Here is a 13,284-nt window from a genome sequence, read left to right on the forward strand (position 1 = left end):
TTTGCAGTTCTAGCTCCGCCTCAAATTCTTTATTTCTCGTTTAAGCTTTTTTATTTCATATTGAGAATTGTTAAGTGCGCTTCCAGATATGGAAACGCACTTAATAGATTCAATGTCGTCCTGCTATTATTTTATTTACATTTAAAATTAGCAATAGCTGAATTTAGCTCAGCAGATGTTTGTGCCAGAGATTGACTAGAGGAGGCTATTTCCTGCATGGTGGCCGACTGTTCTTCTGTGGCAGCAGAGGCGGTTTGTGTTTCTGCTGCATTTTCTTTACTAATTTTATCAATGTCCTGCATAGAGGAGACCATACTATGACTGCCTGCAGCAATTTGATCAATTGATACGGCTATTTCCTGAATTTGTGCGGATAGTTGTTCTACCGAGGAGGCAATGTTCTGGAAACTATCCCCTGCCAATTCTACTACTTTGATACCTTCTTTGGCACCTTGACTGTTAGCGCTGGTTGCACTAATAGCTTGCTGCATATCTATTTGATTTTTTTGAATCAGAGCCGCAATTTTTTGTGCTGCTTGATTGGAGTCTTCAGCCAGTTTTCGTACTTCTTCGGCCACTACGGCAAACCCACGACCGGCTTCACCCGCACGGGCGGCTTCAATCGCTGCGTTAAGTGCCAACAAATTGGTTTGTCCAGTAATTGATGAAATTAAGCTGACGATTTCGCCAATTTCCTGTGCCCCTTTGCCTAGTTCGCCAATTGTTGTCTGAACCGTTTCGGCTTCGGCAACAATTTTTTTCATCTGGAAGGCCGCACGTTCAATTGCCTCATGGCCTTGTCCAGTAAATTGTGATGTCTCTTCCGTAATTGCGTTGATCTTTTTACTGGTATCGGCAATTTGCTGGATATGTCCTGACATTTCTTTTACTACATCTGATACTTGGTGTACTGCCAGAGACTGCTGTTCCGATCCTTCCGCTATGTATGTGACTGAACCTGCCACCTGATTGGCTGATTCGGCAGATTGTTGGGCAACCGCTGTTAATTGCTGACTCGCCGCAGCAACCGTTTCCGAACGAGTTTGCACATTGTCGATAAGATTGCGCAAATTCTCGCCCATATCCTGAAAAGCATCGGCTAATTGCCCAATTTCATCGTTTGTGTGAATGTTTACATCCCGTTGCCGCAGATCACCGCTTGCCAGCATGAGAGCTTCATCTTTGAGACGGGTTATTGGCTGGGCAAATTGTTTGCTGAGGAAAAATACCAATAATCCAGACAGAAGGATTGCAGCTAAGGTAATCGAAATGAGCAGTTTGGTCAGAGTACCGACTTCACGGGCAACTTCCGCTTCTGGCGCTGAAACCATAAGAATCCAGTGTTGATTACCAGGAAGATTGATGGGAGTCAATACACCAAGACAAGGTCTATTATTAATCGAGGTAAAGGTCCCCTTGACTTGCTGCCCGCTTTCACTGACTGTTCTGAGCAAAGTTATAAAACGATTATCAATTTCGCTTATACCTAACTTAAGATCAGGGTTAATCTTCTTTTCTAATAAATTTAACTTTCCTACCAGCTCGGTATTATTATGTGCGAGTAAAAGCCCTGACTGATCGATAATTTCACCATAGCCCGAGTCTTTAAATTTAATCTCCTTCACAAGTTCATTCAAAATTTCCAGTGATGTAGTGCCGTTGAGAAGTCCTACCAGGTTACCATTATCCAATATTGGTATAACAATCACTACTGTAGCTTTTTTGGTTTCTTTGCCAATCAAAGGCTTAGAAATTACTACTTGTTTAGTCTTAATTGCTTGCTGCAGATAGTCACGGTCAGCTAAGTTGATAATTTTGCCGTCAAACCGCACAGTTGTTCCATCCAGATATACAAAATTAATCCCGTCAAACTTGCTGCCATTGCGCTTCAAAGCTCCATCCAGAGCAGCAACCATTTTTTCCCGATCGCTATCAGGGCGAATATTCGGATTATTGATTACTCCCTGAAGGTAGTTAACCCTTTGTTCAATTGAATTTTCAATTCGCTTTGCGTAATCAATGCCAATTGCTTTTACGGTATCGTCAACACTTACCGAAAGAATTTGTTTGGAAAAATAGTAACTCAATCCTGCTAAGGCTCCTAATGATATAAGCATGATAGTTAGAACCATTACTAATAATCGAGTTCGAATGTTTTTCAAAAAATGACACCTCCTAATTCGTTCTCACTAGTTTACAGGGCACAAACACCCTTTCCCCGTAAGAACCGAAAAGATATTTCGTTTTTTACACAACCGTATTTTTTAATGTGCCAATGCCGGTAATTATCAGTTCTACTTCGTCCCCCGGCTTTAGGAATGTAGGCGGATTCATATTTGCCCCTACCCCATCGGGCGTTCCTGTAGCAACAATATCGCCAGGCTCGAGAGTTATGCCTGAGGAAATTGTACTGATCAGTGTGGGTATATCAAAGATAAAGTCTCTTGTACTGCCATTTTGCCTTACTTCACCATTTACCTTTGTACTGATAGTCAGATTATTGACAGACGAGATGGCATTCTTATGAACCAGATATGGACCCATCGGCGCCGAACCATCCAGACTCTTACCTCGAAACCATTGTACATGTTGTTTTTGCAAATCCCGCGCTGTGATATCATTTATAATCGTGTAGCCAAATACATAGTCCATCGCATCCTCCTTGCTTACATATGTAGCTTTTTTACCAATAATAACTGCTAATTCTGCTTCGTAATCTAAGGCACTCGTAATTTGTTTATGACTATTAATTGAGCCTCCAGGGCCAATTACTGCTGTCGGAGCCTTAGTAAAAATAACAGGATATTTAGGATTGACGCTATTAGGGTCGGCATAGTTTTTTGCAATGCAGAAAATATTTTTGGTCGGTCTGGGAATAGGTGCCATAATGAGAACACTTTTTACCGGAATCAACAGTGAAAAATCCTTGTTGCCCTCTACTTGACCCGCCAATTCACTAATTCGTTTCAAAGCGGCATCGCCTTGTTGGATCAGTGTAAGCATGGTATCTGCCAGCGTGATTTCGCCATAATAATGTTGTTCTGTGGCAAGCAAGGGAATTATATTTTCCTTGTCTGGACTCAACAAACCGATTGCTTGCAACCCATTCAATTCATACGTTAAAAAATACATAGTTTCTCCTCCTTGGTTGCATCCGAGTCAAACGCCCGCCGCTATAGACGAAATCAGTTCAGGTGGAGCAATCTCCCCCACCTGAACTGCAATACTTAATTCACTAAAGCGGAGATAGATCCGCCTAGAATTTTACGTCTAATTCAGCCTTCCAAATCGTGTTATCATTGGCAGCATTAGCAGCCTCCTTATCATCAACAGTCATTCTCTGTATATAGAATGTCGCTGCTGGCGAAAAGGCATAATTAATTCTGGTATCAGATATCTTTTGCGCATGATTCGTATTGGCGCCTGCTGCACCTTCAAGCATTGCATATCGATTAAATATAGCATTTTTTTGCGCATCTAAATATTGGTATGATACATTCCATTGGCCTTTTTTCTTTAATACTTGATCCCCATACACTATTTTTCCAGCACCAAAGCTTCCCTGACTATCCACACTGTTATTAGCATATTCAAAGGATAATCCCACCTTTGGTGTTGCAAGAAAGCCAATATTGGCAAAGGTATACTTTAATAAATCAACATCGTTCTTATTATTTTTGAAATCAGCATAACCAACCTGATAATTCATCTCTTTAACTTTGCCATTTAAAATTATCGATGCTATGTCAGCATTATTAAAATCTGTTGCTGATTTATTACCCCAGCCAGTAAAACCTTTGAGTGTTACCCCTCTGTAAAAACTACCATATTGTGCCGTAACAGCTGCACCTTTACCTAACCCATTTAATTTATAACTTATTTTTCCACCGCCATAACTATAGAAGGTACTATCCACAATAATATTCATAGGATCAATTACCAATGCCTGTTCTCCTAAAGTAAGTACTGTATTACTACCAAGATTTGCAGTGTAATAATACCTATCTATGAGATTGCTGTAAGTATCACTGGTGCCATTAGCACTTACCTGATTATCGCCACCCGTGTTAGTAAATGAGTCATTGAAAAGATTATTTTTGTTAGGTGCTTTGGTCACAAAACGAAAACCAACAAAAGAATCTGCATCAACCTTGATTTTACCATCTAACCGAATGCGGTATGCATTGGTAACCGAACTGGCTGTGCCAGATTTAAGATAATCCACATTTCGGTATCTATTACTAAACATCCCAGAAAATGATACCTTGGACTGTTCTGTTGCTTTAGACGGTACTTCAACTTTAGACATTTTCCCCTGCTCTTGCTCTAGTTTAGCCAAGCGTTGCTCCAGACTCAAAATTTTAGCTGCCTGAGCTTCTTCATTTGCAGGATCCGCATAGACACTGGTGCTAAGATTGATACTAAACATAACTGCCAGTACCATGATCGCTTTTTTCTTCATAAATAACGCTCCTCTTTAATAAGTTTGGTAAGCAAAGAATCCACCATTGTTGCTATGCTCAAGGTGAGATTTCTTCAAGAACGCGGCCTTTGGTTTCTATCATGAAACGCCAACATACAATTGCAGCAATGAAGGCAACACCTGCGAAAACTGAGAATACCGAAGAGATACCACCAGCTGCTACGAGATTTCCAACGATCATCGGACCTGCGGCAGAACCGAGCCGCAGCCATGCGCTCCCAAATCCGTTGCCGATCGCGCGAATACGAGTGGGATATAGTTCAGCAGAATAGAGATACAAAGAGAACGTTATTGTTTGCAGGCAGGCATAGACGAGTGTGCAGAAGAACCATGCCTGAGTTGGGGACACCACGCCCATTACCGACATAATAGTCAACGGTATGATAGACAAACTGAATGCTGCGATATACCACTTCCTGCGGCCTACCTTGTCTATATAAAATGCGCATAGAATTGAAGCGGCAACACCAAACGCCTGGGTACAAGAGCTATAAAACAGACTTGTATCCAGAGGTAGTTTGAAAACTGTTTTGTAGAGGGTGGGCAGCCAAGTAGCCAGCCCATTGTTTATCATATAGGCAGCTAACCACAAAACCCAAATCATTAAAGTTCGTGGACGATAGAAGCTGGAGAACAATTCTGTCCAATTTCCTTTTTCTTCTTTAGCCTTAGTAGTAGATTGGGCAATGCATACATCTTCTTGGACAGGCGATAGGGGTTGTCCAGCTTTTTCAGCCTCTCGTTCCAAACGCTCTATGATAGCAGTCGCTTCGGCGATACGCCCCTGACTGATTAACCATCGTGGCGATTCCGGCATGAAAAACCGCAGTGGAAGAGTTACTACTGCGGGTATAGCACCAATGATGAACATCGCTTGCCAGCCATAGGCAGGTATCACAAAGTAGCCTGCCACAGCAGCCATCATTAGCCCGATAGGAAATAGCACCTCATAAAGTAAGAAAAATTTCCCGCGTTTATTTGCACCAATGAATTCATTGATATAGGCACTGGCAACAGGAACTTCTCCCCCTGTTCCAATTCCTTGTATGAAACGAAATACCATTAAGGCTATTGGGCCCCAGGCGTAAATGCAGGCAAAACTCATACTTGCAAAAATTAATATGGTTATAAGCAGAGAATTAAGTCGCCCCCACCGTTGGGCAACCCAACCGAAGAATAAGGCTCCAACTAACTGACCGATATATCCTATTGAAATGATAGCTCCAACTTCTGCTGGTGCTAGATGCCACTGTCCAATAAGTACAGGCAACACAAATGCAATGGCCAAGGTGTCAAAACCATCGAACAGTGTTGCAAGACCAACTATCACTCGCATCAAGATGAGTGACCTTGTCATTGGAAGTCGTTCTAGACGAGCAAGTAAGTTTTCAGGTCGTATATTAACACTGATGGACTTAGAATCTGTCATCATGTAATCTCCTCTCAATTCTGATTTTTCAGACTATAAAACTAGACATGACACACCCCTTTTAAGAGGCTGAGAATCTCCTAAATTATAATGTTGAATGCTTCGTTAGACAGAATATTAAGTCTATTCGTTATATAATTAACCGCCAGCATTCTATATCTTACAAAAAGAAGGGAAACTGATCTTCTTTACTAATCATGTTTCCCGTTCCCCAGATACACATTGCTCGCTCTACCATGTTATGGTATTATTATACTAGTAGGTTTTTGTATGTGCCTACACTATCCCTTAACTCAGGTACAGCTCTAATGTATCTGAGTTTTTTTATACCAAATTAACTTTTGCAACGTCACCCATTTTAATGGCATCAGTAACACCGTCTTTTTCTTCTTGTGACAAAGGTAAAAGTGGCAGACGCATTAAAGGTAAGCTGAAAATGCGTCGTTGGTATAATACTTCCTTCATTCTGGCATGAGCTTCGCCTGTAGGCTCACCTGTTCCATAAATAGCAGCAGACATTTTAGACACCGGTTCATTTGCTTTTAGAATTTCTTTTAAATCGCCTTCTAAAACTTTCTGATACATATTATTAATCAATTCAGGTACACACCCGCAGAAACCGATCAGCGCGCCATCCATGCCTGGAAGTAATGAAGTGCAGATATATTCATCGTGGCAAGTCCATAAGCCTACATGAGGAGCTTTTTCTTTCAGAATACGGATATCACGTTCATACAGAGCCTCATCCCTTGTTCCCATTTTAATTGCTGCAACATTAGGGATTTCACACATCTTCAACAAAGTCTGTACTGGATAAAAACCTTTTGTATTTGCAGGATATAAGTGAATTACGATTTTGATATCGATAGCTTCTGCCACATCTTTAACGAATTTTACAGGAGTTTCAGGTTTCATACCAAAACGCAGCCAAACGTGGGGAGGCATAAGCAGAATGCCATCTGCGCCAACTTCTTGAGCATCTTTTGCATGATCAATAGCTTCAAAAGTTCCTTCAGCACATACACCGGAGATAACACGTACTCGTCCTTTGGCTTGGTCAGCCACGATTTTAGTGATTAATTTTCTTTCTTCTCGATCAAATCCGGTAATTTCCCCAGTATGTCCATTAGTAACTAAACCAGTAATATGTTTATGTGTTATCAACCATTCCACATAATTTCTAAGTTCTTTTTCATTGACCGTATAATCATCATTCAAAGGTACCATAATTGCAGGATTAAGCCCTATCCATTTGTTGCTCATTTGCAGCACTTCCTTTTTATTTATTTATTTAATATTGCTTACAGACTGTCTTTCACTTATCACGGTCTTGAATATAATGTTGGCATTGTATTCCTGTGTATCGTCGCTCATTATTATATTAACAGCCTTAGCTCCCATCTCATAGAGTGGAACTCTTACAGTTGTAAGTGGCGGTGCAGTATAATTTGCGTTTGGCAAATCGCCGATACTAATTACAGAAACATCTTCTGGAACTGCTAAACCTCGTTCTTTAAATGCACGTAAAGCACCAACTGCAAGATTATCATTCCCGCAGCATATACCCGTAAACTTTATAGAACGATCCAACAGGATATTCGCAGCCTCATAACCTCCTTTCCATGAATTATCGCTGTAAGCAATCATCAAATCATCATATGGCAAATTATGCTTTTTCAAACATAATTTATACCCTTCTAAGCGATCAAAAGCAGTATACGTATTTTGTGGACCGCTAATATAAGCAATTGAGGTATGCCCCCTTGCTATTAAGTAATCTGTAATTAACTCACCAGTACCTCGATTATCTATCATAACATAATCCATATCAAAGCCTTGTGGTGCCAAAGAGACTATTTTATGGCCATTATCTTTATAACGATTCATTTGCTCTTGTAATTTTATTTTATAAGCTTCTAAATTTAGCCCACCACCGCCTAAAATAATCCCTCTTACTCGATGTTGCCAAAGTAGCTCATGATATTGAATTTCATTTTCAGGATTTCTACCAGTATTACATACAAAGGTTAAGATTCCATACTTATTTGCTGTTTCAGTAACACCTCTAGCCATTTCCCCAAAATACGGGTCAGAAATATCCCTTGTTATAAGTGCAATAATATTATTAAAAGATTGTCTTAAACTTTGAGCCGAAATATCCGGTTTATAATCCAATTCTTGAATCACTTTCATAACCTTTTTTCGGGTTTTTTCGGAAACAGGATGGTTTGTATTATTAAGTACCCGCGAAACGGTTGTGATTGATACACCTGCCCGCTCGGCTACATCTTCCATAGAAATTCTCGCCATAGATTTACCTCTCCAGTAATCAAACTTATTTATACCAAAAGCATTCACGTTTTCATAAAACGGAAAACGTTTTCCATGTATTTATTATAAATTTTTTTAAAAATTTCGTCAAGTATTATTTCTATAATTTTTAGTATTTTCTATAAATTAAAATAATTATTGTTGCAATTATTTTACGATTAATCAGTTCTCAAGCGACATATAGCCCATAAAACTACATACGCATATCGGCGGCATCCAGGTACCATTCGGTAACTTTAAAATTAAAGAACAGATCATTCGAGTTGAATATTTTATATTTCGAGGTATCCTCGAATAAGGATACGAGGTAAAAGGCATTTTAAAGGAAAACGATATCCGTTAGTTCTTTTCATGATATTCCCTGATGCGGTATCGCTGATAAAATAAATACGATTCAGCAAGCTATCAAAAAGAGAAGGTCGCCAGTGGACTCTCACTCCACAGCGACCAATGTTTTCAATACACTTCACATCCGTATTTCAAAATCTAACCAAAGAATATGATTTTAACAGTCGATGCCAAAAAGAGCCATTGTTTAGCTTCTTTTGGTTAAGCCTATGATTGGTCCGTTAAAATAAGTGGTCCATTACTCGTAATAGCAATCGTATGTTCATATTGAGCGGAAAGCTTACCATCAACCGTTCTGGCAGTCCACTCATTCTCATCAATTTTACATTGCCACACACCCGCATTGACCATTGGCTCTATTGTTATCACCATACCTTCTTCTAATCGAATACCTTTACCAGCTTTACCGTAATGAGGGATAGAAGGCTCTTCATGCATATGCGGTCCGACACCATGCCCTGTAAAATCTCTCACAACAGAGAATCCTTCCTTTTCAACAAAGGTTTGAATTGCGTATCCAATATCTCCCACCCGATTACCAATCTGTACTTGTTCAATACCTTTGTATAAAGACTCTTTAGTGACTTTAAGCAGATGCAGTGCTTTATCTGAGATCGTACCAACTGCATAGCTCCAAGCGGAATCAGCAAGCGCACCATTATAATTAACCACCATATCAATTGTTATAATATCGCCATTTCTAAGTGGTTTCTTATTCGGAAACCCATGGCAAATCTCATCATTAACAGAAGCACAAATCGCATAGGGATATCCGCGATATCCTCTTTGCTCAGGTGTAGCTCTCCGTGCAGCTAAATAATCTTCAACGAAGGTATTGATTTCTAAGGTACGAATACCAGGTCTAATGATTTTCTGAATCTCTTTATGGCAAGAAGCCAAAATTTCACCTGCCTCCTGCATCATTTTAATTTCTCGTTCACTCTTTAGCACAATCATGTGTAAACCCCCAGTTCTTTACTGCGATTAAAAACTTTATTATGCCTTTCTTCAACCACAAAAATACAAACTCCTGCAAAATTCCACACAACTATCTTAATTATGGATACTTTGCTAGAGTCCATATACTTCATAGTTTTTTGTAGGGATATCTTTCTTACATATAAAGGGAATAGCAAAGCCTTGGCGTAACTATATAGTAGTTAAGCCAAGTCTATTTGTAAGTATTCTATAATAAGTTATGCTAAATAGAGAAAGGATGATACCTGATGTCCAGTAACCTAAGTTGGAAAACGGCCTTTCTAGTGGCATCCATGCGATTGATTGAACAGTACCAGCCAAAAGAAACGCAACTGTTTCATGATCCTGTTATTAAATACTTTTTCAGTAAAATCATTCTTTTCCAGATGAAATTCAAATTCATCAGGGATATGGAAATTCTATTTTCTGAACTCATGACAAAAGGTGCTTTTGGTGCATTAATCTGTAGAACTAAATATATTGATGATTTACTTAAAACAGCAATGACGAATGGCATTGACCAGATCGTTATATTGGGAGCCGGCTTAGACACACGACCATATCGAATCCCAGGCATCGACAAGATGAAGGTAATTGAAGTTGATTTACCGATTATGCAAAATATAAAGAAGGAAAAGATACAAAAATTTCTTGGTGCAATACCTCCCCATGTCACCTTTACCTCCATTGACTTTAATCATCAAACTCTAGATGAAGTATTGAACGTTCAACAACTAGACTTCTCAAAACCGATTTTCTTTATCTGGGAAGGAGTTACTCCCTATATTTCTAAAGAAGGTGTAGTAAGTACGCTCGAATTTATTTCAAAAGCCTCATCGGGAAGTGTAGTAGTCTTTTCATACATTTTGAAGAGTATCATCGATCAGACCTCCGATATACCGGGAGCAGATAACGTGTTGAACTATTTCGAGTCAAAATCTCACCCTTGGATTTTTGGACTTGATCCATTAGGTTTAACTGATTTTCTAACGCCATTTCATCTTACACTAGTCGAGGATATTGGAGCTTCCTATTATCAAGAAAACTATTTAAAGCCTCTAAATAGGAATTTGGCTGTATCAAAAATCGAGCGGATCGCCTATGCAAAAAGAATTTAACCTCTGTCACATCATTGGCAGAGGTTTAAGTCGGTCAAATATTAGTTTCTCAGTTTTTCCCTTCTATACTTACCTGTGAAATTACACCACCCCTAAGAGGCTTCATTCCAAATAATATACGCAACCAATTAAACCTCATTATACATAAATAATAGATTGCTATAATAACCATAAATGACATTGAACTTATCACGGTATATTTAAGCCAAGCATTCATATGCCATTGTATAATCTGAAAACCAATTAGTAAAATAATAGTCTGGTGCAGCATATAAAAAGGCATCACCGCCTCATTCAATTTACTCAGCCATGAATTTTGAAAATTCAGGAACGCTTTACCTGCCCCCAAAAAGAACATCAGCCACGACCATGTTGTAATGGTCCACATAGCATGAAAAAAAATGCAGCCCCATGAGTAATCCGGATGATCCCACCATTGCTTCAAATGATCTAAAAAGAATATAAATAATACTAACAACAATACTAAAAGTAAAATGCCAATACTTAGGGATATGTATTTATGTCGGTCAGCACTTTCAACAAACCGTTGGTCATAGAATAATATATAGCCAAAAATAAAAATTAAAAACCAAAATGTAAAATCAGCCCATGACGAATACTTTGGATAGATCGGCTGCAATGCGATCTTCACACAAACAAGTGGTACTACAAAAAGATATATGCCTCCCATTTTTTCACTCACTGTCGCCAGATGCTTGATAAGCCTTTCGCCGCTTTTGTTTTTCAGATAACGAATTACAGGCACGGCAAGTATCGAAAAGACAAATAAAAAAGCTAAGAACCATAAATGAGTTCCTGGTTCGCCAAACCACACCGGACTAAAACCAAAGTTCCCGATCAATAATTTATGTTCTGGATACCACGGTAAAAAATCAAAGAATGTTCCCGAAAACTTACCTTTGCTCAGACTCTCTACATATCTCTGTGGCGGTATAAGAATGAAGATCCCAAATAGATACGGAACCACTAGCCTCCAATATCTGTCCTTAATGTACTGAATAGTGGTTTTGGTCTTTAATGCAAATCGAGTCCCGATACCAGCCAGCATAAAAAACAGCGGCATGATCCAGAAACTAATGAACATTACAAATATGGTAGGTTCTAGAAAAGTCTCTTTATTTTTCACTTCCCAATCCATAAGGTCAAAGAATCTCGTATTATGAAAAAAGAATATACAAATTATTCCTAGTATCCTCAGCCAATCAACATAATAACATCGATCTCGCTCAATGGACTTTTCCATATTTCTCACAACCTTTATAGCTACATTGTAGTTTTCTTCGCAACGATTAGCTATTATAAATCCGTTTTAGATACCTATTAAATTGAGGTACTGTAAAATCTACTTCCCCATAGCTTGTCGCATAGATAAAACCTTTATAGATTAACTGTGCTCGAAGGGGTGAAATGCTTTTCACATTGGTATTCATTTTATTAGCGATTTGAGCAATCGTACATGGCACTTCACCACACGCAACCATTGCCAGCATGAATTCTTTTTCTTTCGGTGCAGCTCGATCATAACGCACTTTGAAAAAACTATCATCCAGGCTTTTCTCAAATACTGGATACGCTTCCTGCACGGACGTAATATCGATATTTTTATTTTTTATGAAAGCCCAAACTTGTTTGCCATACTCCTGTAGAAAATAGGGGTATCCTTCTGTAATCTTTAAGATCTCATGAATAGCCTCATCTGTAAATGTTACACCTATTTTTTTTGCTGGTTCCACCAGTGCTAACTTAGCTGCTTTAGGTTCTAGAGAGCCTATCGAAATAAAATTAAATAGTCTTTCCGCATAGGATTTTATATCTCCAGCAATTTTTGCAACTTTAGGCAATCCTGCCGCAAACAATGTAACAGGTAACCCTTTTTGGTTTACTCTATGTATAGCCGTAATTAATGCTTCAAATTCATCGTCTTTTAAATATTGTATTTCATCAATAAATAAGCACACTGAACTTTCACTATTTTTTGCAAGGGTCCCCATAGAGACAAACAATTCCGTAAGATCATTTGCGAAATTCCCTGTATCTGATACACCTACCGCTGCAACCACATCTTCATTGAAACCGACACTTACCTCACCCTCTGGAGAATACGTAATCTTAAAAGCTTTTAAAACCGACATTGCTTTTTGAACATAACTTTTAGCTTTTTCCTTAACGCTCATTTGCTTGATTAATTTTTGTATATGTAATGAAATCGAAATTTTAAAAGAAGAGCGCTCTGATACTTCAATATGTTCATATAGAACATCATTTTCTTCTGCGATATCTTCAATTTTATTTAATAGTACCGTTTTTCCAACACCACGTAAGCCATAGTAAATCACGGAACGAGTAGGATATCCATGAGCAACATAAGAAATCACTTCTTTTGCTTCCTCAATCGTATTATCACGGCCCGCTAAATAATTTGGTACTAATCCAGCTCCAGGTGTATAAGGATTTATTATCATACAATCACCTTCTTAACATGATTATTAGCGCAATTATATCTTTATATTCGTAAAATAACAACTAGAAAGAACCTCCGCCACATCTGACAGAGGTTCTTTCTATTCCATTGGTTA

At 38.7% G+C, this 13,284-nt stretch carries 10 protein-coding genes; 1 reads left to right on the forward strand and 9 read right to left on the reverse strand.

What is annotated here, in order from left to right; all coding sequences use genetic code 11:
* Positions 1 to 131: 131 nt before the first annotated feature.
* The 7 genes from JBW_RS15455 to map all read right to left on the reverse strand — a co-directional run bounded on the left by JBW_RS15455 (position 132) and on the right by map (position 9,548).
* Positions 132 to 2,162, reverse strand: coding sequence for a methyl-accepting chemotaxis protein (locus JBW_RS15455; protein WP_007954438.1), 2,031 nt, complete (start codon positions 2,160 to 2,162; stop codon positions 132 to 134).
* A gap of 85 nt (positions 2,163 to 2,247) precedes the next feature.
* A complete protein-coding gene (locus JBW_RS15460; protein ID WP_007954436.1) occupies positions 2,248 to 3,132 on the reverse strand; it encodes a fumarylacetoacetate hydrolase family protein in 885 nt (294 codons plus the stop codon).
* A gap of 124 nt (positions 3,133 to 3,256) precedes the next feature.
* Entirely contained in the window at positions 3,257 to 4,462 is a 1,206-nt protein-coding gene (locus JBW_RS15465) for a hypothetical protein (protein WP_007954434.1), read from the reverse strand.
* A gap of 58 nt (positions 4,463 to 4,520) precedes the next feature.
* Positions 4,521 to 5,915, reverse strand: coding sequence for an MFS transporter (locus JBW_RS15470; RefSeq protein ID WP_007954432.1), 1,395 nt, complete (start codon positions 5,913 to 5,915; stop codon positions 4,521 to 4,523).
* 321 nt (positions 5,916 to 6,236) lie between these two features.
* Entirely contained in the window at positions 6,237 to 7,175 is a 939-nt protein-coding gene (locus tag JBW_RS15475; RefSeq protein ID WP_007954430.1) for a dihydrodipicolinate synthase family protein, read from the reverse strand.
* Positions 7,176 to 7,199: 24 nt separating this feature from the next.
* Complete coding sequence (locus JBW_RS15480; RefSeq protein WP_144408448.1) at positions 7,200 to 8,270, reverse strand: LacI family DNA-binding transcriptional regulator; 1,071 nt, start codon at positions 8,268 to 8,270, stop codon at positions 7,200 to 7,202.
* A 528-nt stretch (positions 8,271 to 8,798) separates the two neighbouring features.
* Complete coding sequence (map, locus tag JBW_RS15485) at positions 8,799 to 9,548, reverse strand: type I methionyl aminopeptidase (protein WP_007954428.1); 750 nt, start codon at positions 9,546 to 9,548, stop codon at positions 8,799 to 8,801.
* A gap of 269 nt (positions 9,549 to 9,817) precedes the next feature.
* Between map and JBW_RS15490 the strand changes: the two genes are divergently transcribed.
* Positions 9,818 to 10,687, forward strand: a complete 870-nt coding sequence (locus tag JBW_RS15490) for a class I SAM-dependent methyltransferase (protein ID WP_007954427.1) — start codon at positions 9,818 to 9,820, stop codon at positions 10,685 to 10,687.
* 49 nt (positions 10,688 to 10,736) lie between these two features.
* Here JBW_RS15490 and JBW_RS15495 read toward each other — a convergent pair whose 3' ends face one another.
* Together JBW_RS15495 and JBW_RS15500 are read right to left on the reverse strand one after the other, a co-directional pair.
* Positions 10,737 to 11,951, reverse strand: a complete 1,215-nt coding sequence (locus JBW_RS15495; protein ID WP_007954426.1) for an acyltransferase family protein — start codon at positions 11,949 to 11,951, stop codon at positions 10,737 to 10,739.
* 46 nt (positions 11,952 to 11,997) lie between these two features.
* The gene (locus JBW_RS15500; RefSeq protein WP_007954425.1) at positions 11,998 to 13,170 is read right to left on the reverse strand and encodes an ATP-binding protein; all 1,173 of its coding nucleotides are present in this window, start codon (positions 13,168 to 13,170) and stop codon (positions 11,998 to 12,000) included.
* Positions 13,171 to 13,284: the final 114 nt, after the last annotated feature.

The organism is Pelosinus fermentans JBW45 (genome assembly GCF_000271665.2).
Classification (GTDB): Bacteria; Bacillota; Negativicutes; order DSM-13327; family DSM-13327; genus Pelosinus; species Pelosinus baikalensis.